Origin of the sequence: Buchnera aphidicola (Taiwanaphis decaspermi) (assembly GCF_039405155.1) — a bacterium.
Classification (GTDB): domain Bacteria; phylum Pseudomonadota; class Gammaproteobacteria; order Enterobacterales; family Enterobacteriaceae; genus Buchnera_M; species Buchnera_M aphidicola_B.
Window position 1 is genome coordinate 87,133 of the sequence record NZ_CP135049.1, and the last position, 22,979, is coordinate 110,111.

20 protein-coding genes are annotated in these 22,979 nt (G+C 19.2%); 13 read left to right on the plus strand and 7 right to left on the minus strand.

Going from position 1 to position 22,979, the window contains the following annotated elements; translation table 11 throughout:
* Positions 1–139: 139 nt before the first annotated feature.
* The 7 genes from RJX39_RS00440 to pheT all read left to right on the plus strand — a co-directional run bounded on the left by RJX39_RS00440 (position 140) and on the right by pheT (position 8,010).
* Positions 140–1,189, plus strand: coding sequence for a 3-deoxy-7-phosphoheptulonate synthase (locus RJX39_RS00440; protein WP_343192683.1), 1,050 nt, complete (start codon positions 140–142; stop codon positions 1,187–1,189).
* Between the two features lie 157 nt (positions 1,190–1,346).
* On the plus strand, positions 1,347–3,251 hold the full coding sequence (gene thrS, locus RJX39_RS00445) for a threonine--tRNA ligase (protein ID WP_343192684.1): 1,905 nt from the start codon (positions 1,347–1,349) through the stop codon (positions 3,249–3,251).
* Between the two features lie 15 nt (positions 3,252–3,266).
* On the plus strand, positions 3,267–3,821 hold the full coding sequence (infC, locus tag RJX39_RS00450; protein WP_343192803.1) for a translation initiation factor IF-3: 555 nt from the start codon (positions 3,267–3,269) through the stop codon (positions 3,819–3,821).
* 56 nt (positions 3,822–3,877) lie between these two features.
* A complete protein-coding gene (gene rpmI / locus RJX39_RS00455) occupies positions 3,878–4,075 on the plus strand; it encodes a 50S ribosomal protein L35 (RefSeq protein WP_343192685.1) in 198 nt (65 codons plus the stop codon).
* Between the two features lie 49 nt (positions 4,076–4,124).
* Positions 4,125–4,478: a 50S ribosomal protein L20 gene (gene rplT / locus RJX39_RS00460; protein ID WP_343192686.1), complete on the plus strand. Its 354-nt coding sequence runs from the start codon at positions 4,125–4,127 to the stop codon at positions 4,476–4,478.
* Positions 4,479–4,571: 93 nt separating this feature from the next.
* Positions 4,572–5,579, plus strand: coding sequence for a phenylalanine--tRNA ligase subunit alpha (pheS, locus tag RJX39_RS00465; RefSeq protein WP_343192687.1), 1,008 nt, complete (start codon positions 4,572–4,574; stop codon positions 5,577–5,579).
* A 13-nt stretch (positions 5,580–5,592) separates the two neighbouring features.
* Positions 5,593–8,010 (plus strand): phenylalanine--tRNA ligase subunit beta, encoded by a 2,418-nt coding sequence (gene pheT / locus RJX39_RS00470; RefSeq protein WP_343192688.1) that lies wholly within the window; start codon positions 5,593–5,595, stop codon positions 8,008–8,010.
* A 101-nt stretch (positions 8,011–8,111) separates the two neighbouring features.
* On the opposite strand, the gene glyS is transcribed toward pheT, so the two are convergent.
* Both glyS and glyQ read right to left on the minus strand, forming a co-directional pair.
* Positions 8,112–10,079 carry a glycine--tRNA ligase subunit beta gene (glyS, locus tag RJX39_RS00475; RefSeq protein ID WP_343192689.1) on the minus strand — a complete coding sequence of 656 codons (1,968 nt, stop codon included), beginning with the start codon at positions 10,077–10,079 and terminating at the stop codon, positions 8,112–8,114.
* Between the two features lie 13 nt (positions 10,080–10,092).
* Positions 10,093–10,977, minus strand: a complete 885-nt coding sequence (glyQ, locus tag RJX39_RS00480; protein WP_343192690.1) for a glycine--tRNA ligase subunit alpha — start codon at positions 10,975–10,977, stop codon at positions 10,093–10,095.
* Between the two features lie 188 nt (positions 10,978–11,165).
* On the opposite strand from glyQ, the gene nfo reads away from it, so the two are divergent.
* Both nfo and rplY read left to right on the plus strand, forming a co-directional pair.
* The gene (nfo, locus tag RJX39_RS00485) at positions 11,166–12,011 is read left to right on the plus strand and encodes a deoxyribonuclease IV (protein ID WP_343192691.1); all 846 of its coding nucleotides are present in this window, start codon (positions 11,166–11,168) and stop codon (positions 12,009–12,011) included.
* 73 nt (positions 12,012–12,084) lie between these two features.
* The gene (rplY, locus tag RJX39_RS00490; RefSeq protein ID WP_343192692.1) at positions 12,085–12,372 is read left to right on the plus strand and encodes a 50S ribosomal protein L25; all 288 of its coding nucleotides are present in this window, start codon (positions 12,085–12,087) and stop codon (positions 12,370–12,372) included.
* Between the two features lie 137 nt (positions 12,373–12,509).
* Here the strand turns inward: rplY and RJX39_RS00495 are convergent, their stop codons facing one another.
* Positions 12,510–13,259 (minus strand): DedA family protein, encoded by a 750-nt coding sequence (locus tag RJX39_RS00495; RefSeq protein WP_343192693.1) that lies wholly within the window; start codon positions 13,257–13,259, stop codon positions 12,510–12,512.
* Between the two features lie 188 nt (positions 13,260–13,447).
* On the opposite strand from RJX39_RS00495, the gene RJX39_RS00500 reads away from it, so the two are divergent.
* The 3 genes from RJX39_RS00500 to RJX39_RS00510 are packed head-to-tail and all read left to right on the plus strand — an operon-like array spanning position 13,448 to position 16,359.
* A complete protein-coding gene (locus RJX39_RS00500; protein ID WP_343192694.1) occupies positions 13,448–14,686 on the plus strand; it encodes a peptidylprolyl isomerase in 1,239 nt (412 codons plus the stop codon).
* A 15-nt stretch (positions 14,687–14,701) separates the two neighbouring features.
* Positions 14,702–15,529, plus strand: a complete 828-nt coding sequence (rsmA, locus tag RJX39_RS00505) for a 16S rRNA (adenine(1518)-N(6)/adenine(1519)-N(6))-dimethyltransferase RsmA (RefSeq protein ID WP_343192695.1) — start codon at positions 14,702–14,704, stop codon at positions 15,527–15,529.
* Positions 15,526–16,359, plus strand: coding sequence for a symmetrical bis(5'-nucleosyl)-tetraphosphatase (locus RJX39_RS00510; RefSeq protein WP_343192696.1), 834 nt, complete (start codon positions 15,526–15,528; stop codon positions 16,357–16,359). Before rsmA ends, RJX39_RS00510 begins: the two co-directional genes overlap by 4 nt.
* A gap of 119 nt (positions 16,360–16,478) precedes the next feature.
* Here the strand turns inward: RJX39_RS00510 and dapB are convergent, their stop codons facing one another.
* The 3 genes from dapB to ribF form a co-directional block, all read right to left on the minus strand.
* Positions 16,479–17,297: a 4-hydroxy-tetrahydrodipicolinate reductase gene (dapB, locus tag RJX39_RS00515; protein ID WP_343192697.1), complete on the minus strand. Its 819-nt coding sequence runs from the start codon at positions 17,295–17,297 to the stop codon at positions 16,479–16,481.
* Between the two features lie 279 nt (positions 17,298–17,576).
* Positions 17,577–20,402 carry an isoleucine--tRNA ligase gene (gene ileS, locus RJX39_RS00520; RefSeq protein WP_343192698.1) on the minus strand — a complete coding sequence of 942 codons (2,826 nt, stop codon included), beginning with the start codon at positions 20,400–20,402 and terminating at the stop codon, positions 17,577–17,579.
* A 23-nt stretch (positions 20,403–20,425) separates the two neighbouring features.
* Entirely contained in the window at positions 20,426–21,355 is a 930-nt protein-coding gene (gene ribF / locus RJX39_RS00525) for a riboflavin biosynthesis protein RibF (RefSeq protein ID WP_343192699.1), read from the minus strand.
* Positions 21,356–21,521: 166 nt separating this feature from the next.
* Between ribF and rpsT the strand changes: the two genes are divergently transcribed.
* Positions 21,522–21,785 carry a 30S ribosomal protein S20 gene (rpsT, locus tag RJX39_RS00530; protein WP_343192700.1) on the plus strand — a complete coding sequence of 88 codons (264 nt, stop codon included), beginning with the start codon at positions 21,522–21,524 and terminating at the stop codon, positions 21,783–21,785.
* A 50-nt stretch (positions 21,786–21,835) separates the two neighbouring features.
* Here the strand turns inward: rpsT and dnaJ are convergent, their stop codons facing one another.
* Positions 21,836–22,975: a molecular chaperone DnaJ gene (gene dnaJ / locus RJX39_RS00535; protein WP_343192701.1), complete on the minus strand. Its 1,140-nt coding sequence runs from the start codon at positions 22,973–22,975 to the stop codon at positions 21,836–21,838.
* Between the last annotated feature and the right edge of the window lie 4 nt (positions 22,976–22,979).

The following is a 22,979-nucleotide window of genomic DNA, read 5'->3' on the forward strand; positions in this document are numbered from 1 at the left end:
TAGATAATTATAAAAGTTTTTTTATACAAAAACATTTATTTTAATTTTTTTAAATATTTTTGTCAAAAAATTTATGTAAAATTTTTAAAAATGAAATTTTATTTTGTATACTATTACAAAAAATAATTTAGAGATAAATATGAAAAAAACAGATGAATTACGAACAATATTAATTGATAAATTAATTAAACCTTCTACTTTAGCAAAATTATATGCAATTACTCCTTCAGTTATGAATAACGTTATACAATCTAGAAAAAAAATTTCAAACATTATGCTTGGAATTGATAAAAGATTATTAGTAATAATAGGACCATGTTCAGTTCATGATCCTATCGCAGCTGTGGATTATGCTAAAAGGTTAAATGAGTTAAGAAAAAAACATATTAATCATTTAGAAATAGTTATGAGAACATATTTTGAAAAACCACGTACTGTTGTAGGATGGAAAGGATTGATATCTGATCCATATTTAGATAATACTTTAAAAGTAAATCATGGATTAGCTGTTGCACGTAAGTTATTACTAGATATTAATTCTATTGGGTTACCTGCTGCAACAGAATTTTTAGATATGGTAATTGGTCAATTTATAGCAGATTTAATAAGTTGGGGTGCTATAGGGGCAAGAACAACTGAAAGTCAAATACACAGAGAAATGGCTTCAGGTTTATCTTGTCCCATTGGTTTTAAAAATGGAACAGATGGTAATATAAAAATAGCAATAGATGCTATACGTGCTTCAAAAGAAAAACATTTATTTTTAGCACCAGATAAAAATGGAATTATGGTTATTAACAAAACTATTGGTAATCCTCATGTTCATATAATTATGAGAGGAGGGAAAAAACCTAATTATCATTCTTACGACATAAAAAATGCTATAAATCAACTAAAAGAATTTAATTTACCTGAGTATGTTATGATTGATTTTAGTCATGGTAATTGTTTAAAAGAACATAAAAAACAACATGATGTTGCTGAGTCAGTTTCTCAACAAATTCATGATGGTTCAATAAATATTTCTGCTGTTATGATAGAAAGCTTTTTATTAGAAGGATCTCAAAATATATCAAACAAAAAAGAAAATTTGTTATATGGTCAATCTGTTACTGATCCTTGTCTTAATTGGGAAGATAGTGTTCTAATAATAAATCAACTAGCAAGTGCTGTAAAAAAACGTTTTTAATTTTTGGTGCCGGAGATATTTTACTTTTCCGGTACTATTATATAAATATTTATGAATTTTTTATATCAATATATATAATTTTATTTTTATTTCAAATATTATTACAAAATAATATTTTTAAATAATTTTTTATTTTTTTTAATGAAAAGGATATTAAATGCTTGTTATTACACTTCTTGATGGAAGCAAGCGATATTATGAAAATTTTGTGAGTATTATTCAAGTAGCTAAAGATATTAATATAAAATTATATAAAATATGTGTAGCTGGTATCGTTAATGATAATTTGTTAGATTCTAGAACTTTAATAAAAAAAAACTCTAAATTAGAAATCATAACTTCAAATGACAAAAGATCATTAAAGATAATTAGAAATTCATGTGCTCATTTATTAGGTTACGCAATAAAAAAAATATGGCCTCAAGCTATAATAGCTCAAGGTTCTAATACAACCGATGGTTTCTATTATGATATAGAAAATAAATATTTTTTAAAAAAAAAAGATTTATATAAAATTGAACAAAAAATGTTAAATTTATCTTGTAGAAAATATAACATTATAAATAAACAAATTAAATTAAAAAAAAATAATAAATATAAAAGTATTTTTCAAAATAAGTATAAAAAAGAAATTTTAAAATATAATAAAAAATATAAATATATTTATTTTCATGAGAATCACATTGATATTAGTAATTATATTCAAGCACCTAATATAAAGTTTTGTAAATACTTTAAATTAAGTAAACTATCTGGAGCTTATTGGAATAATAATAGTTCTAACAAAATGTTACAAAGAATATATGGAACAGCTTGGTTAAATAAAAAGACACTTGATAAATATTTAAAAAAAATTAAAGAAATAAAAAAAAGAGATCATCGTAAAATTTCTAAAACATTAGATTTATATCATATACAAAAAGAATCTCCTGGAGTTATTTTTTGGCACAAAAATGGACTGACAATATTTAGACAAATAAAAAAACTTATTCGTGAAAAATTACAATTTGATTATGAAGAAGTTCAAACTCCTTTATTAATGAATAGAGAAATTTGGGAAAAAACAGGACACTGGGAAAATTATCATGAATCAATATTTACAACATCTTTAGAAAATAATAAATATTGTATAAAACCTATGAATTGTCCAGCTCACATAGATATTTTTAAAAAAAAACTAAGATCTTATAAAGAATTACCTATAAGAATATCTGAGTTTGGTGTTTGTCATAGAAAAGAAACTTCTGGAGCATTGCATGGTTTAATGCGAGCAAGAAGTTTTACACAAGATGACGCTCATATATTTTGTTCAAAAAACCAAATAAGAAATGAAATAGAAAAATGTATAAAATTAATTTATGATGTTTATAATATCTTTGGTTTTAAAAAAATTTTTGTAAAATTTTCAACTCGTCCAAAAAAAAGAATTGGAACCAATGAAATATGGGATCAAGCAGAACATGATTTATTGCAAGTATTATTAAAAAACAAAATAAAATTTGAATATCAATTAGGAGAGGGAGCTTTTTATGGACCTAAAATTGAAATCATTTTAAAAGATAGTTTAAAACGCATGTGGCAATGTGGTACTATTCAATTGGATTTTTATTTACCATCTAGATTAAATGCTTTTTATATAAATAAAGAAAATAAAAAAAAAACACCTATAATTATACATCGTGCTATTTTAGGTTCCATAGAAAGATTTATTGGTATTTTGTCTGAAGAATATAATGGTAAATTTCCTTTATGGATATCTCCAATACAAATTGTAGTAATGAGCATTTCTAAAAAACATAACTTTTATGTAAAAAAAATATTTAAAATTTTTTTAAAAAATAATTTAAGAACTTTAATAGATATAAGAAATGAAAAAATTGGTTTAAAAATAAGAGAATATACATTAAAAAATATTCCTTATATGATAATATGTGGTGATAAAGAAATTAATAATGATGAAATAACTATAAGAAATATAAAAGGTAATTATGCTAATGTAAAAAATATAAATATTTTTATAAAAGAAATAAAAAAAGAAATAAATAAACGTGTTTTATTATAACTGGAGGAAAAAAGTATTAAAGTCGCAAAAAAAAATCAATTAATAAGAGCTCATCGTATAAACAAAGAAATAAAAGCAAAAAATATACGTTTAGTTGGTATAAAAGGTGAACAAATAGGTATTGTTAGTCTTAAAAGAGCTCTAATAGAATCAAAAGAACAAGGTTTTGACTTAGTAGAAATGAGTCCTAATGCTAAACCACCAGTATGTCGTATTATGAATTATGGTAAATTTCTTTATGAAAAAAGTAAATCTTTTAAAGAACAAAAGAAAAAACAAAAAATAGTTCAAATTAAAGAAATAAAATTTCGCCCTTCTACAGATGAAGGTGATTATAAAGTAAAATTAAGAAATTTAAAAAGATTTTTAGAAGATGGACACAAAGTAAAAATAACTTTGAGATTTAGAGGTAGAGAAATGGCTCATCAATACATAGGAATAGATGTATTAAATAGAATAAAAAATGATTTACAAGAGTTAGCTATAGTTGAAATATTTCCTTCTAGAATAGAGGGAAGGCAAATGATTATGATGTTGTCTCCTAGGAAAAATGTAAATATTTTGAAATAATTTTTAATTAAATTAATATTTAATATTTTGAAAAATTGTAAGAAGAATAAAATAATATGCCAAAAATTAAAACTTTAAGCAGTGCTTTAAAACGTTTTAAAAAGACTTCGTGTGGTGGATTTAAAAGAAAAAAAGCTAATTTACGTCATATTTTAACAAAAAAGAAAACGAAACGTAAACGCTATTTAAGAAAAAAAACTATGGTAAAAAAAGAAGATATTAAAAAAATAAAATCTTTTTTTCCTTATTTATAATTATAAATTTGTTTTAAATATTTATATTTTACAGGAACAAAAAAAATAAATGACTAGAATAAAACGTGGTACAACCAGCCATGCTAGACATAAGAAAATTTTAAAACGAGCTAAAGGTTATTACGGTGCTCGTTCTAGGGTTTATCGAGCTGCATATCAATCTGTTATTAAAGCTGGACAATATGCTTATCGTGACAGGAAACAAAAAAAACGTTATTTTAGGAAGTTATGGATTGCTAGAATAAATGCTGCAGTGCGTCAATATGATCTATCTTACAGCCAATTTATGTTTGGATTAAAAAAATCTTTTATTTCTATTAATCGTAAATTGTTATCTAAAATAGCATTTTATGATAAAGATTCTTTTTATCATTTAATAAAAAAATCTAAAGAGTCATTATAATATATTAAGAGGGAAATTTTCCCTCTTGGCATTTATGGGATAATTATATATGTACAATAGTTTTAAATTATACATATTTAATAGGAATAATTTATGAAACATATAAATGTAACAAAAAATTCAGAATTTAAAAAAATATTTTTTGAATCATATAAAAATATAGACAAAGCAAACAATATTGATGAACTTAATAATTTAAAAACGAAATATTTAGGAAAAAAAAGTTTTTTAAAAATGCAATTAAAAAAATTGCCACAAATTAAAATTAAGTATAGAAAAAATATCAGTATTTTAATTAACAATATAATAAAGAAAATAGAAAAAAAAATAAAAATAAAAAAAATAACAATAGAAAATAATTTAATTAATTATAAAATTTCAAAAGAAAAAATTGATGTTTCCTTACCTGGCAGAAATTTAAAAATTGGATCTTTACATCCAATAAATAAAACTATTAATATAATTAAAAATTTTTTTTTTAAATTCGGTTTTTCTTTTAAATCAGGTCCTGAAATAGAAAATAAATATTATAATTTTGATGCCTTAAACATTGATGAAAATCATCCAAGCAGAAATTATAAAGATTCTTTCTGGTTTGATGCAAATAATTTATTACGAACTCATACTTCTTCTGTACAAATTAGAGAACTAAAAAAAAAAAAACTTCCAATAAAAATGATTTCTTCAGGTAAAGTTTATAGAAACGATACTGATTCAACACATTCTCCTATGTTTCATCAGTTAGAATGTTTATGTATAGATAAAAATATAAATTTTTCTAATTTAAAATGGTTTGTATACAATTTTTTATATTATTTTTTTGATTACAATATAAAAATAAGATTTAGAAGTTCTTATTTTCCTTTTACCGTGTTATCTGCAGAAATTGATATTATGATGAATAATAATAAATGGTTAGAAATATTAGGTTGTGGTTTAGTTCATCCTAAAATATTAAAAAAACATGATATAAATACTGATATATATTCTGGTTTTGCTTTAGGTGTTGGTATTGAAAGATTAATAATGTTACGTTATTCTTTAAAAAATATTAAATTATTTTTTGATAATGACATTCGTTTTTTAAAACAATTTAATTAATAGGGTTAATAATGTGAAACTAAGTATAAATTGGTTATTAGAATGGTTAAAAACTTCTAATAATATTAGCGATCTATGTTATCAAATGACAAATTCTGGTTTTGAAGTTGATTATGTTAAACCTGTTGTAGAAAACTTTTTATCTAAAATTATTATTGGCAAAATATTAGAATGTAATATAAATAGCGATGGTTCTTATTTTGCTACAATTAATGTAGGTAATAATAAAAAAGTAAATGTTATTTCTTTTGCAAATAATTGCAAAAAAAACATGAAAGTTATAGTTTATAAATACGGAGTTAATTTAAAAAAAAAAATAATTAATTATAACAAACATAAAAAATATTTTTCTAAATGGCATTTATGTTCAAAAAATGATATAGGACTTATTACAACATCTAAAAAAAACAAAGATGAAATATTTGAATTACCAAAAAATGCTCCTATAGGTGAAAATGCTAATAATTATTTAATGTTAAATGATTATATTATTAAAGTTAATATACCTTACAATAGACCTGATTGTTTAAATATTTTTGGTATTGCTAAAGATTTAACTATATTAAATAAAAAAAACAAATTTATTAAAAAAAAAATAAATATTAAAAAAAATACAACAAATTTTGTTTGTCCAATAAAAATAAAGATTAATAAAGAAAGTTTTATTTATTTAAATCGAAGTATATTAAATATCAAATATAATGTTGAAACACCTTTTTTTATATTAGAAAGATTACGTAGATGTGATATTAAAATAACTAATAATATATTAATTAATATTATTAATTATATTTTTATAGAAATCGGACAAGTAATAAAAATTTATGATTTAGATGTGATTTCAAAAAAAATTATCATTCGTTATGCTGATAATGATACAATTAAAATAAATAACAAAAAAAATAAATTACATAATAATGATATTGTAATCACAAATGGTAAAAAAATATTATCTATAGGAAATTCGACTGTATATTGTGATAATGTGAAAGTTAGCAAATTTACAAAAAATATTTTTGTAGAATGCTCCTATTTTAAAAGTCAAATAAAAAGCAAAAACATAATTAAATATAATTCATACAATATGTATAATAGTAATGTTGGAATAAAATATTCTATGCAAAAATATGCATTAGAATATTTTACTTATTTAGTAATGATATCATGTGATGGATTAACTGGACCTGTTAATTATTTAACTAATAATTATAAAAAAAACACAAAAAAAATAATTTGTATTAATAAAAAAAAAATAAATAATATATTAGGATTAAAATTATCTCATAAAAATATAAAAAAAATTTTATTACAGTTAAAATTTAAAAACAAATTTATAAATGATAATTGGAAAATTGAAATACCTTTTTTAAGAAAAGATATACAAATTGAAGAAGATATGGTTAACGAAATATTAAGAATTTATGGATGTAATAATATCCCAGCTATTGCTCCTAAAATTAGAAACAAAAAAATAAAAAAAGACAACAATAATTATTCTTTTTTAAAAAAAGCTAAAGACATTCTTGTTTGCAAAGGTTATTTTGAAATTATTACTTATAGTTTTGTAAAAAATAAATTTCAAAAAATTTTATATCCTAAAGAAAAACAAATATATATAAAAAATCCTATTTCTAATAAAATATCAAATATGAGATTATCTATGTTTACAGGATTATTACAAACGTTAATTTACAATTTAAAACGTAACAATATCACTAATCGTTTATTTGAATGCGGATTATGTTTTTCTCCAGATAATAATTTTAAAAAAAATACAAATATAAAACAAGAATTATTATTATCTGGTTTGTTATTAAGTACAATAGAAAATGATAATTTATATGATCATGCTAATAGAAAAATGGATTTTTTTGACTTAAAAAGTGATATAGAATCAATTTTGTCTATAATAGACAAATTAGAAAATTTTAATTTTTGTAGTAAAGAATCAAAACATGGATTTCATCCTTATAAAAGTGCATCTATATTTTATAAAAACAAAAAAATAGGATTTATTGGTTCTCTACATCCTAACATCACAAGTTTACTTAATATTAAATATGATGTTATACTTTTTGAACTTTTTATTGATAAAATAATTTTTAATGATAAAAAAAATATTTATGATTTATCAAAAATTTCATATCTTCCAGTAAATATAAGAGATATTTCTATTATAATATCTGACAAAATACCTGTCTCAAAAGTAGTTGATCTTTGTTATTCATCTTCTAAAAAATATATTAGTGACGTTAAAGTGTTTGATGTTTATATGAATGATAAAATAAATAAAAATAAAAAAAGTGTGTCTATTAATTTAATTTTGCAACCTATAAATAAAACTTTTACAGAAAAAAAGATTTCTATTATAATAAATAATTGTTTATTTCTATTAAATAAAAAATTAAAAGCAACTTTAAGAACACAATAAATATTTTTATTTTTTATGTTATAATTATAAAATTAATTTTTATTTATATGAAAATTTTTTTATTGTTTATTTAAAATATTTATTATTTATGAAATAAAAATTTAAGTACAATAAAAAAAATTAAAATTTACTAGTTTAGAAAATATTTTTTTTGCATGAACTAATAATGTTAATCTATTGATCATTATTTTTTTATTATTATCACATATATTTACTTTTTCAAAAAAAATTGATATCATTTTATGCAGATTAAGTAACATTTTAAAATATTTACTATATTTTTTTTTATTTATACAATGACAAGTTTCTTTTTTTATTTTAATTAACATGTTAAAAAAAATAAATTCTTCTTTTTTAGAAAATAATTTTTTTTTTATTTTTTTGCTAACGTTATAATCAATATTATTTTTTAACAAAATATTAGATATTCTTTTATCTGTTTTCATTACTAAATTAAATTTTTTTGTTTTATAAAATTTATTTAATTTTTTAATTAAATTGTTTAATGTTAATAAATTATTTTTTTTTTTTGATAAAATAGATTTTATAATATTTTTTTTATATCCTTTATTTTCGTAAAAGTTGTTTAACCTTGTATAAAAAAAATTAAATATTTTTTTTAGCACCTTTTTTTTATCAATTTTATTATTATATAATGAAATATTTTTTTTGATAAGTTTATATATATTAATTTTTATATTATTTTTTAATATAATTTTTATTATACCCAAAGAACATCTTCTCAAACCAAAAGGGTCTTTTTTACTATTTGGTATGTTATTAATAATAAACATTGCGGTAATAGTATCTATTTTATCAGATATAGAAAGTATACAACTTATATATCTTTTTGGAATATTATCTTTTGCAAATCTTGGTTCATAATGTTCTTTAATAGCTAATGCAACATTATTTTTTTCTTTGTAACATTTTGCATAATAACTTCCGATTATACCTTGCATTTCTGGTATTTCAAATACTATGTTAGTAACTAAATCACATTTAGATAATAAAGAAGCTTTGTTAAGATCATACATTTTGTTTTTATTATTTGTTTTGTTTTTTAAACAATGTATATATTTAGACAGTTTTTTAATTCTTATAGTTTTTTCATACAAATTTCCTAACTTTTTGTAAAAAGTTACATTTTTTAATTTAATTAAATTAAATTTTAAGTTTTTTTTTAAATCTAATTTTATAAAAAATAAAATATCATTTAATTTTGAACGTAGAACGTTTTGATGACCTGAAATAATTTGTTTATTATTATTACTTTTAACATTTGATACAAATATGAAATATTGTATTAATTTTTTTTTATTAATATCATATACTGGAAAATATTTTTGTTGTTTTTTCATAACAAAAATTATAATTTCTTTTGGAATTTTTAAAAATTTTTTATCATATTTACCTATATTTATATTAGGCCATTCTACAGACGATGTTATTTCTTTCAAAAAATTTTTTGTTATTTTTATCTTACCATTTATTTTTTTAGCATATTTTTTTACTTTGTTTTTTATGATGTTTTTACGAATATTGTAATCAGCTATAACTTTTCCTTTTTTTAAAAGTAGTAATGAATAATCTTTAGCATGATTAATTTCTATTTTTTTTTCTCCCATAAATCTATGACCTGATAATATTTTATTAGGTTTTAAATTAAATATCTTTTTTTTAATTAGTAAATCATCTAATAATATTATTATATTCCTTATAGGACGAATAAATTTTATATAAGGTTTATCCCAAAACATATTTTTAATATCTTTAATTTTTTTTATAGACAATTCTACAACTCTAGGAAGATAATTTTTTAATTTATTCAAAAAAATATCTTTTTCATTTAAATTTTTATCATTTAAATAGTTAACTTTTTCTTTCTTAAAAAAAATTTGTACTGCTATTCTTCGAGAAGTTGCAAACCATTTAATTTTTTTATATTTAAAATTAATTTTACGTATTTCTATTTTTATATTTTTTAAGAAAGATTTTGCTATAAAAAATAATTTTGTAAAAGGTATTTCTTCCACATTTATTTCTATAAGTAATATTTTATCGTACATGTAATATTTTCCACTACATTATATTTTTGTTATTTATATATGCTTGCAATATTAGTTTAGTCATATTTTTAATTTTTAGTATATATTTTTGTCTTTCACTTACTGAAATGGCTTTTCTAGATTCCAAAATGTTAAAATAATGACATGCTTGCATTATATGTTCATAGGCTGGTATTGGTAATTTATATGATAGATTTAGAAGTTTTTTTGCTTCTTCAATATGGTTGTGAAATATTTTAAATAAAAAACTTATATTTGCATATTCAAAATTATATTTTGATTTTTCTACTTCATTATTATAAAATAAATCATGATATGTAACTTTATTTAAATCATTTTTGTCACTCCATATTAAATCATATATGTTATCAACTTCTTGTACAACCATAGATATTCTTTCAATACCGTACGTTATTTCTACTGCTGTTGGATCACAATTTATGCTACCTATTTGTTGGAAATATGTAAATTGAGTTATTTCTATACCATTTAACCAAACTTCCCATCCCACACCAGAAGCTCCTAATGTATCATTTTTCCAATTATCTTCTATAAATTTTATATCATTTTCTAACAAATTTATATTTAAATAAGAAAGAGAATTTATATATATATTTTGAATATTTTTGGGAACTGGTTTTATTATTACTTGAAATTGGTAATATTCTTGCATTCTATAAGGATTTTTTGCATATCTTCCATCATTTGGACGTCTTGATAATTGAACATAAGCTGATGAAATTTTATTAGAAGTTGATGCATAAAAAAAAGTGATAGGATGAAATGTACCTGCTCCAACCATAATATCTACAGGTTGCATTATAGTCAACCCTTGCTTGATCCAATATTTTTTTAAATTTGATATTAAACCGGATATATTTTTATTAGATTTTTTCATATATATTTATATTTATTAATTTTACCTTATCTCTTAATTATTTTTTTAAAAAAATTTTTATTTTAAAAACATAAAATTCAATTATTAATTATATAATATTTTATTTATTATATATAATCAATATTTATTATTTATGATAAATTATATTAAATATTAAAAAAAAATTTATTAACTATAAAGGAAGTTTGGTGAAATACATAGGACCTCATATTAGTATATCTGGTGGTATAAATTTAACTGTTTTGAGAGCACATAAATTAGAAGCAACAGCATTTGCTTTTTTTACTAAAAATCAATTAAGATGGAATTTCACTAATATTGATGAAAAGAAAATAATATCATTTAAAAACAATTGTATTAAATATAAATTCAAATCATCTCAAATATTACCACATGCTGGTTATTTGATTAATTTAGGCCATCCAGATAATAATTTGTTAAAAAAGTCAAGATTGTCTTTTATTGAAGAAATATTAATATGTGAAAAATTAGGATTAAAATTTTTAAATTTTCACCCCGGTAGCCACTTACGTAAAATAACAGAGAAAAAATGTTTAAACATAATATCTGATTCTATCAATATATCTTTGAACAAAACAAATAAATTGATTTTGCTTATAGAAAATACAGCTGGACAAGGTAGTAATATGGGTTATAATCTTGAACATTTGTTTTATATTATCAACAAAATTGAAAATAAATCTAGAATAGGTGTATGTATTGATACTTGTCATTCTTTTGTTTCAGGATATGATTTAAGAACAGAAAATGATTGTAATATTTTTTTTAAAAAATATGATGATATTATAGGTTTTAAATATTTACGTGCTATGCATCTAAATGACTCTAAAAAAGAATTATTTAGCAAAGTTGATAGACATGAAAATTTAGGTAAAGGTAAAATTGGAAATAAATTGTTTTCTTATATTATGCGTAATAAAAAATTTAACAATATTCCGTTAATCTTAGAAACTCCAAATTCATCTTTATGGGAAAAAGAAATAAAATTTTTAAAAAAAATGACAAATATTTAGTCATGAAATTGATATAAAAAATAAAAAATATATTTTTATATTTATGACAAAACATTTTAATAATGAGATTTTTATGAATAAAATAAAAGCAAATATAAGAGTCACAACAGGAAAATCTAATAGTAGATATTTAAGGAAAAATAACAAATTTCCTAGTATTATATATGGAAAAAATTACAAAAATATTTTAATTGAATTAGATCAAAATAAAACATTAAAATTAATGTCCAATATTAGCATTTATAAAGAAAAAATATCAATTATAATAGATAAAAGTATTTATTTGGTATTTGTAAAAGATATTCAATATCATATTTTAAAAGAAACATTCATGCATATAGATTTTCTAAGAATCAAATAATTTAAATATATAATTCTAAAAACAATTATTATTTTATAACATTATATCGGCACGTTTTTAGTTATCGTATTTTTAAATGTTATTTATATTATGAATTACCGTGCCGAATAAAATAATAATTATTATAAACATACATTTTATAAAAAAATAGTATAAAGTATTTTTTTTAAAATTAAAATTTGCGGATTAATAAATAAAAATATAACATTTATAATTGTTACAAAAATACTTGCGAAAAATAATATTTTTATTTTTGTTATTGATATTAATAAATTTTTATTTATTTTATAATTCCATAACTTTAAAAATAAAAATATATTTAACCAAATAACACACATAGTAAATATTAATAAATATGAAAAAAAATTTTTTTTATTGTTGTTTGGTATAGTAAAAGCTACACTTGTAAATATACCTGGGAAAAAATATATTATAGGCCATAAAAAACAACTAAATAGGTTGGGTATGATAAATTTTTTTATTGGTATGTTTAACATACCTGATAATAAAGGTACAATGGATCTTGTTGGACCAATAAATTTACCAATAAATATAGTTAACGTATTGTAACACAAAGATTTTTTTGTTTTTGAAATAAATATTTGGTTTTTTTTTAAAAAATTAAATTTTATTAAATGTTTATGAAATTTAAATCCTATATAATAAGAAGTCCAATCACCTAATAAACAAAAAAAAGTTGATATTATCCATAAAGGATATAATTTTATTTTTTCACATCCAATTAATGAACCAAATAAAGTCATTAATAAGATACCAGGTACAAATAATCCTACTATAGCAAAAGATTCTAAAAAAGAAATAATAGCTATTGCAATTAATGCATATGAAGAAGAATGATTTATCAAATATTTTATATATAATTCCATTATATGTACTCATTGTTATAAAATTATGTGTAAATAAATTCTAAATATTTTATTTATTTTTTAAATATAAAACTATTTATTTTTTTTTAAAGGAATGTATAATTATATAAAATATAAATTTTATTAACAAAAATAATTTAAATTTTTTTTGACTTTTTAAAATAAAAAATAACATAAAGAAAACATAAATGATAAAAAATATTATAATAATATTTTGTATATTTTTTACTACTAACATCACAAATGCTACAGAAAATAAAATAATTGCTAGATTAAATAACAAAATAATTTTACAAAGTGATTTAGAAAATGTAATTAATGGTACAAAAAAAAATTTACATCAACTATCAAAAAAAATAAAAAATATTGTATTTAACAATATGTTACTAAAATTAATTTTTTTAAATTATTGTGATAATATAAAATTATATATAAATGATAATGAAATTAATTTTGCTATATATAATATAGCTCAAAACAACAATATTAATATTTACGATTTATTTAATTTTTTTTTAAAAAATAAAAAATTAAAAGATTATTATAATTTTATCGGAAATATTAAAAATATTATAAAAGAAAACAAAATTAAAAATGTTATAAAAAATAACGTTATACCATTAAATATAGAAGATTCAAATACTGAAATTTTGTATAATAATAATAGCAATAAACATTTAGAAATTAAATTAAATTATATTGTTATTAATTACACTAAAAGTTTTAATTTTATAAAAAACAAAAATAAAATAAATAAATATTTATTTTGGTTATATAAACATTATAATATAAATTATTTAAATTTTATTCATAAAAAAAATAATACTGAATATTATACAAAAAAATACAGAAACATATTAGATATACCCATGATTTTTTTAAAAAAAATAACAAATAAAAGAGACGGAGATAAATTAAATCCTATTATTTATAAAAAGCATGTATTTTTAATAAAAATAAAAAAAATAAAATTATGTGAAAAAAAGATAATCAAAAAAATCCATTTACAACATATATTAATTAATAATTTTAATAATCAAAATATTAATCGTCAAATGTCTGAAAAAATATATAAACTAATAACAAATAAAAAAATTTCTTTTTATGATGCTATGTATAAATATAGTAATGATATTTTTTCTAAAAAAAGATATGGTGATTTTGGTTGGGTTTCAGAAAATTTTGTAAAAAAAATTATAAAAAATAAATTATTAACATTAAAAAAGGGTAATATAAGTAAACCTATAAAGTCTAGTTTAGGATATCATATATTTAGAATTTTAAACATTAAAAATGTTAAAGAAAACGATTTTAATATAAAAAGAAATATTCAAGAACTAGTTATTAAAAAATATATTAGTTCTTTAGAAAACAATTTTTTAGAAAGTCAAACAAAAAATAATTATATAGATATATACCTTGATTAAGAGAGTTTTCGTTAAATGTTTTATGACAATACAAATTATTATTACAAAAAAAAATTAGGTCAACATTTTTTGTTGGACAAATTTATTATACAAAAAATAATTAAGACAATTAATCCTAAAAAAAATGATTGTTTGATAGAAATAGGACCTGGTTTTGGAGCTATTACTAAAATAATATGCAAATTGGTTAAAAAAATGGCAGTTATTGAAATAGATAATCAATTAGTTAACATTTTAAAAAAAAATATTTTTTGTAAATTAAATATTTTTTGTACAGATGTATTATATTTTAATTTTGTTAATTTTGCACAAAAAAAAAATAAAAAAATTAGAATTTTTGGAAATATACCTTATAATATTTCCACTAGATTAATTTTATTATTGATAAAAAGTATTAATTATATAAAAGATATACATTTAATGTTACAGGAAGAATTAGCTGAAAAATTGATATCAACTCAAGGAAGTAAAAAATATAGTAGGATATCAATTTTAACTCAATATTTTTTTAAAGTTATTAAAATATTTCCAGTTATAAAAAAATATTTTGTTCCTAAACCAAAAGTAAATTCTGTATTTGTAAAAATAACACCTAACATTAAAAAAAAACATATGTTAAAAAATTTTAAAATTTTTAAAAAAATAATTACTTTAGCTTTTATACAACGTAGAAAAATGTTATCAAATAGTTTAAGTTCTTTAATAAAAAAAAAAGATTTTAAAAAAATAGGTATAAACTTTAAGTTAAGAGCAAATGATTTATCTATTAAAGAATATTGTGATATTAGTAATTTTCTTTCAAAAAAAATTATTATAAAAAAAGGTAAAATAATAAATATATGAGCACATATTTAATTGGAGATATACATGGTTGTTATGTAGAATTTAAAAAACTTTTAAAAAAAATATCTTTTAATATATATAAAGATAAATTATGGTTAACAGGAGATTTAATATATAGAGGACCTGATTCTTTTAAAGTTTTAAAATATATATATAAAATTCGCAATAATGTAAAATTATCATTAGGAAATCATGATATTACTTTTTTGTTAAATTTTTATTCATATAAAAATAATATTGAAGAATTAAATATAAAAAATTACGAAAAAAATATTTTTAAAAAAAAAAATATTAATTCTATTGTTAAATGGTTGAGAAATCAACCACTTGCACATATAAATCATAAAAAAAAAATAATAATGTGTCATGCAGGAATATATCCTAAATGGAACTTTGAAGATATTATCAATTTTTCTTTAGAAGTGGAACAGTTCTTAAAAAAAGAGAAGTATTTACATATTTTTTTAAAAAAAATAAAAGGAAATTATCCAGATTTGTGGAGTGATAATTTAGTTAACTTTGATAGAATTAGATTTATTGTTAATTCTTTTACGAGAATGAGATATTGTAGTTTAAATGGAAAATTAAATTTTAAATACAAAATTTTAAAAAAAAATATTAACAATAAATTACATCCATGGTTTGATATTTTATTATGTCCAATAATAAAAAGTTATAATATATTTTTTGGTCATTGGTCAGATTTGAGAGGTAAAGGTACTCCAAAAAATATCATTGGTTTAGATACAGGATGTTGTTGGGGGCATTGTTTAACTGCATATAATTTTGAAAAAAAAATTTTCTTTAGTCAAAAATGTAAATCTATATAAATAATAAAATACTATTTTTATTTTGTATTAATATTTTTTTAATACAAATAGTATATAATAATTTATTATTTATAACTATTATTAAATATAATATTTTTTAGTATAAAAGTTTAAATATATTAACATAAAACATCATTAATTTTAAATAATCCTATTTTGTTTTTTTCTTTTAACCATATAGCTGAATGAATAGCACCTTTAGCAAAACAACATCTACTATGTGCTTTATGAGTAATTTCTATTCTTTCATGAGAATTATCGAAAATAACTGTATGATCTCCAATAATATTTCCTGCTCTAACTGAAGAAAAACCTATTGATTTTTTTTTTCTTTTCCCTATTTTTCCTTTTCTTGAATAAATATTGTTTTTATTGTCCCAGTTCATTGTTTTAGAGATAATATTTCCTATAGTTAATGCTGTACCTGATGGAGCATCTATTTTTTTATTATGGTGATATTCTATTATTTCAATATCAGAATTTTTCCCTATTTTTGTAGCAGTTTTTTTTAATAATTGTAACATTAAATTAATACCAATACTAAAATTTGAAGAAATTACTATACCAATTTTTTCTCGATATTTTTTAATTGTATTTATTTCTTTTTTTGTAAATCCAGTTGTTCCTATAACAATTTTTTTTTTGAACATTGCACATTGTTTTATATTATATAAAGTGTTTTTTGTATTAGTAAAATCTATCAACACATCAAAATCATTTATTACTTTTTTAATAGAGTTACTTATTTTTATATTTTTTACATTTGATATTTTAATTACATTATTAATATTTTTACCTGATTCTAAACAATTTTTTTTTACAATCAATGCTCCTAATGTAATTTTTTTGTTTTTTCTTTTTGAAGATATTTCTTTTATTAGAGAAATTCCCATTCTTCCTAAAGCTCCTGATATTCCTATTTTTATTTTTTTTTTCATATTTATATATTTTTTTTATAGTGTTTTAATTTAAAAAATTATAAAAAAATGTTTTAAATTAATTAATTTGTTATTGAAATTATTTAAAAATAAATTTTACTTAATTATTTTAAAATTATCATATATTATATAAATAATTTTTTTTATTATTTTAATCAATAAAATTTTTTTTAAATTTTACGTTTTTAGTTTTTAATAATAAATAAATTATTAAAAAATATTTTTTTTTATCATATATATATATTAATATTAGTTAAAAAATTTAATTATATTAATTTTTTAAACAAATATTCTTTGTTCTCCCTCTCCTATCAAATTAGATATACAACGATTACAAATTTTTTTATTTTTGTTATAATTTTTAATATAATTAACATAATTCCAGCATCTTTCACATTTAACATTTTTAACATTAAATACATCTATTTTGATATCGTATTTTGGATGATCGATATTTATAGAACTATTTTTTCGATATTTATATTTTTTTATATTTACAGATGAAGATAAAAATATAAAATGTATTTCTTTTTTTATAATTTTAATTTTTTTATAAATTGGTTCACATAAATATAATATAATTTTAGCTTCTAAAGAATTATTTAAAATTTTATTTTTTTTGTATTTTTCTATTATTTTGTTGATTTCTTTTTTTAAAAAAATTAAGTCTTTCCAGAATTCATTATTTAATATTTTTTCTTTTTTAAATTCATATGATAGGTTGAACCATTCTTCTGTGAATATATATTTTTTTTTGTGTTTGTTTTTACATATATAATTCCATATTTCATGTGATGTAAAAGGAATTATAGGTGTTATCCATTTAACCAAATAATTCAATATATAATATATTGTTGTTTGACAACTTAACCTTTCTTTTGATTTTTTCTTTAATGTATATAATCTATCTTTAATAATTTCGAAATAAAAAGAACTCATATATTTAGAACAAAAAACTAAAATAATATTTATTACTTTATGAAATTCATATTTTTTATAGAAATGAATTATTTTTTTTTGTGTTTTTTTAGTTTTTTTGAGAGCCCATATATCTATTTTAATCATATTTTCAAAATCTATTTTTTTTGTTTTCGAATTAAAATCATATAAATTTGATAACAAAAATCTTACAACATTTCTTATTTTTCTATAATAATCAACAATACGATTCAATATTTCTAATGAAATGTTCATTTCTTGAGAATAATCACTTGTTGCAACCCATAATCTTAAAATATCTGCTCCATATTTTTTGATTATTTCTTGTGGAGAGATAGTATTTCCTAATGATTTAGACATTTTTTTACCATTAGCATCTACAGTAAAACCATGAGTAATAACTTTTTTATAAGGAGCATGTTTATTTATTATAGTAGATATTATTAAAGAAGACATAAACCAACCTCTATGTTGGTCAATTCCTTCTAAATATATGTCAGATATTTTATTTTCATCATTTTTTTTTAATACATTAATTGATCCAGAGTCAAACCATACATCTAATGTATCTAATGTTTTAATATATTTTTCACTATTTTCACCTAATATTTTTTTTTTATCTAAATTAAACCAATATTTAATACCATGTTTTTTTATTTTTTCTATTATTAATTTAGTTATATTATTAGTTTTAGGATGTATATTTCCATTTTTTTTATTTATGAATAAACACATTGGTATACCCCAGATCCTTTGTCTAGATATACACCAATCTGGACGATTTTTTAACATATTATATATATTATTTTTACTCCATTTTGGTATCCATTTAACTTTTTTTATTTCTTTTAAAGATTTTTCACGTAATTCATCATGATCCATATCTATGAACCATTGTGGTGTAGCTCTAAAAATAATTGGGCTTTTATGTCTCCAACAATGAGGATAACTGTGAATTATATCTTTTGCAGAAAATAATATTTTTTTTCTCTTTAATATTTCTAATATTTTTTTATTGGAATTAAAAATATTTAAATTATCTAACTTGTTATTTTTTGTTTTTTTAAATAATCCGTATTTGTTTATTTTGTTATTTATTGAAATATTATATTTTTTACATGTTATATAATCTTCTATTCCATGATCTGGAGCTATATAAACAGACCCAGTACCATTTTTCAATGTTACATGACTTCCCATAATTATTGGTAGTTTTTCTTGTTCTACAAAAGGATGAAAAAAAATAATATTTTCTAATTTCTCACCTTTTATTTTCTTTGAAATTATTTTATATTTTTTTATGTAATTATTTTTTATAAATTTTTCTATTAATTTTATAGATATGATTAAAATTTTATTTTTTATTTCTAATAATACATAATCAGCACTTTTTTTTAATGCTATTGCTTTTCCTACTGGTATAGTCCAAATATTTGTAGTCCATATAATAATATATATGTTTTTTTTTAATATTTTTTTTATATTAAAAATATTTTTTATATTATTTTCATTAATAGGTTTAAATATTATGTAACTTGACAAAGTTTTTTTGTTTTTGTGTTCTATTTCTGCTTCTGCTAAAGATGATTGACAATTTATACACCAATGTACCGGTTTACATTCTCTTTTTATATAACCTTTTTGTAATATTTTTGTAAATATTTTTACAATATTTGCTTGATTTTTAAAATTCATAGTTAAATATGAATTTTCCCAATCTCCTATTACTCCTAACCTTATGAAATCTTTTTTTTGTTTTTTTACTTGTTTTTTAGCATATTTTCTACATAGTTTTATGAAATTTTCTTTTTTTATTTTAATTTTATTTTTTGATATATTATTTTCTATTTTATGTTCTATAGGTAACCCATGACAGTCCCATGATGGTATGTATGAGCAATTAAAACCTGATAAAGTTTTAAATTTTATAATAATATCTTTTAATATTTTATTAACTGAATGTCCTATATGTATATTACCATTAGCATATGGAGGACCATCTTCCAAAAAAAATTTTTTTTTATTTTTGTTAGTTTTTTTTATAATTTTATATAAATTATTTTTGTACCATTCTTTTATAATTAATGGTTCTAAAATATTTAATTTTGCTCTCATAGAAAATTTAGTTTTAGGTAAATTTAACGTTTTAGAATAATTAAATTTCATATAATATTTTATAATCTCCATTTTTATTTAATATTGAAATATTGTTTAGTTTTATTTAAATTTAATATTATTTGTTTTTTTTGTTCTTTTATTGAATTAATCTTTTTTTTATTTATTATTTTTTTTTTGAATATGACTTTTAGAAGACATCCATATATTTTTTTTTTAAAATTTATTAAATGTGCTTCTAATATTAATTTTTTATTACTAAATATAAATTCATTTTTTATGTTAGCTAAACCAAAATATTTTTTACCACAAAAATATACTAGAACAATATATGATCCTTTTAAAGATAACATATTTTTTTTTAATATAATGTTTACTGTAGTAAATCCTAACTTTTTATTATTTTTATTTCTATAAAAAACTTTACCTTTTATATAAAAACTATATCCTAATAATTTATTTGCTAAAAAAAAATTATTTTTTAATATATATTTTCTTATCAAAGAACTACTTACTCTGTTCTTATTTTTACATATTTTTTCTATTTTTATTAAAGAAAAGTTATATTTATTTGAAAGTTTTTTTATGAAACTAAAATTTCCTTGTTTTTTATATCCTAAATGAGCATCATCTCCTATAATTAATTTTTTCATAGACAATTTGTTAATTAGTATTTTTTTTATAAAATGTTCTGCATGTATTTTAGAAAAATAATTGTTAAATTTTATACAAATTATTTTATCTATATGCCATCTAGCTAATATTTCTATTTTTGTTCTCAAATTTGTCAATCTTAATGGAGATTTATCATATAAAAAAAATTCCATAGGTTGTGGTTCAAATATTATTAATATTAACTCATATTTGTCTATTTTTTTAATATAACATGCTTTATTTAGTAAGTTTTGATGTCCTATGTGTATACCATCAAAATTACCGATGGTTATTATAGATTTTTTTTTGTTCTTGTATTTTATATTGTGAATTCCATTTATAAATTTCATATATTTTAATTTATATACAATTATATATTTTTTTTATTTATATATTTAAACATTTTTTTTATAAAATGTTTACTAAAATGTTATTTTAATATAAATTGATAATTAATTTTTTTTTAATTTGTAAAACAATATTTAATTAAATACAATATAATATTAAGGAATTTTTGTGGCTAATATAAAATCATCAAAAAAAGATTCTATAAAATCTAAAAAAAGAAAAAAAAAAAATATAAGTCAAAAATCTTTAGTAAAAAATTCTATTAAAAAAGTTGATAAAGAGATAAATATGGGAAATTTAAAAAAAGCTGAATTAGCTTTTTTAAAAATGCAATCTATATTAGATAAACATGTCAATAAAGGTTTAATACATAAAAATAAAGCAGCTCGTCATAAATCCAACTTATTTTTTAAAATAAAGAAAAAACAATAGTTTTTAATTAATATTGCTTCTTATTTTAGAAGCAATATTTTTAAAAATTTTTATTTTGTTAAATCGTCAAAAAAACGTTTAACTCCATCAAAAAATCTTTTAGATTTTGGGCTATTTATATTGTTTTTGAAATTAATAAAACTATTTCCTAATTCATATATTAGTTTTTTTTGGTGTTTGTTTAAATTTACTGGTGTTTCTACTATCACTTTACAAAATAAATCTCCACAAATATGATTACGAATTGATTTTACACCTTTAGATCTTATTCTAAATATTTTATTTGTTTGTGTTTCTGGTGGTATTTTTAACTTAACTTTACCATCTAATGTAGGAACTTCAATTTCACCACCTAAAGCAGCCATAGCAAAGTTTAAAGGAACTTTACAGTAAAGATCATTATTATTTCTTTTAAAAATTTTATGTTTTTTTATTTTAATTTGTACATATAAATCACCTTTTATAGAGATGTCATCTGGAGAACTTTCTCCTTGATTAGGCAATTTTATATTATCGTTAGTATCAATTCCAGCCGGGATTTTTACAGCAATATTTTTTGTTGTTTTAATTTTACCTTTTCCATTACATTTATAACATGGGTTTTTTATAACTTTACCTTTTCCATAACATGATGGACATGTTTGTTGAACGGTAAAAAAACCTTTTCGCATATTTATTTGACCATTACCATTACAAGCAAAACATTTTGATATTTTTTGTCCAAATTTAGACCCAGTTCCATTACATATATTACAATCGTTTAGAGTAGGTATGTTAATTTTTTTAGTTACTCCTTTTACAGCTTCTTCTAAATTTAATTCCATTTCATATTTTAAATCAACACCTTTTCTATTACTACTATTATCTCCAAATATATCTCCAAAAACATCTCCAAATATATCTCCAAAATCAGCAGTTGTACTAGTAAAATTACTAGAAAAATCATGTTCCCCAGTATTTCCTTGCTGAAAAGCTGCATGCCCATATTGATCATATGCTGATCTTTTTTTTGGATCTATTAATATTTCATAGGCTTCTTTTATTTTTTTGAATTTTTTTTCAGCATTTTTATTTCCTTGATTTCTGTCAGGATGATATTTTATTGCTAAACGTTTATATGCTTTTTTTATTTCTTGATCTTGTGCTGTATTTGAAATATTCAATGTTTGATAATAATCTTTTTTCACCATTGTT

Coding starts and splice junctions, on each gene's coding strand:
- RJX39_RS00440 (WP_343192683.1), top strand. CDS start 140: ATGAAAAAAACAGATGAATTACGAACAATATTAATTGATAAATTAATT.
- thrS (WP_343192684.1), top strand. CDS start 1,347: ATGCTTGTTATTACACTTCTTGATGGAAGCAAGCGATATTATGAAAAT.
- rpmI (WP_343192685.1), top strand. CDS start 3,878: ATGCCAAAAATTAAAACTTTAAGCAGTGCTTTAAAACGTTTTAAAAAG.
- rplT (WP_343192686.1), top strand. CDS start 4,125: ATGACTAGAATAAAACGTGGTACAACCAGCCATGCTAGACATAAGAAA.
- pheS (WP_343192687.1), top strand. CDS start 4,572: ATGAAACATATAAATGTAACAAAAAATTCAGAATTTAAAAAAATATTT.
- glyS (WP_343192689.1), bottom strand. CDS start 10,079: ATGTACGATAAAATATTACTTATAGAAATAAATGTGGAAGAAATACCT.
- glyQ (WP_343192690.1), bottom strand. CDS start 10,977: ATGAAAAAATCTAATAAAAATATATCCGGTTTAATATCAAATTTAAAA.
- rplY (WP_343192692.1), top strand. CDS start 12,085: ATGAATAAAATAAAAGCAAATATAAGAGTCACAACAGGAAAATCTAAT.
- RJX39_RS00495 (WP_343192693.1), bottom strand. CDS start 13,259: ATGGAATTATATATAAAATATTTGATAAATCATTCTTCTTCATATGCA.
- RJX39_RS00500 (WP_343192694.1), top strand. CDS start 13,448: ATGATAAAAAATATTATAATAATATTTTGTATATTTTTTACTACTAAC.
- rsmA (WP_343192695.1), top strand. CDS start 14,702: ATGTTTTATGACAATACAAATTATTATTACAAAAAAAAATTAGGTCAA.
- RJX39_RS00510 (WP_343192696.1), top strand. CDS start 15,526: ATGAGCACATATTTAATTGGAGATATACATGGTTGTTATGTAGAATTT.
- dapB (WP_343192697.1), bottom strand. CDS start 17,297: ATGAAAAAAAAAATAAAAATAGGAATATCAGGAGCTTTAGGAAGAATG.
- ileS (WP_343192698.1), bottom strand. CDS start 20,402: ATGAAATTTAATTATTCTAAAACGTTAAATTTACCTAAAACTAAATTT.
- ribF (WP_343192699.1), bottom strand. CDS start 21,355: ATGAAATTTATAAATGGAATTCACAATATAAAATACAAGAACAAAAAA.
- dnaJ (WP_343192701.1), bottom strand. CDS start 22,975: ATGGTGAAAAAAGATTATTATCAAACATTGAATATTTCAAATACAGCA.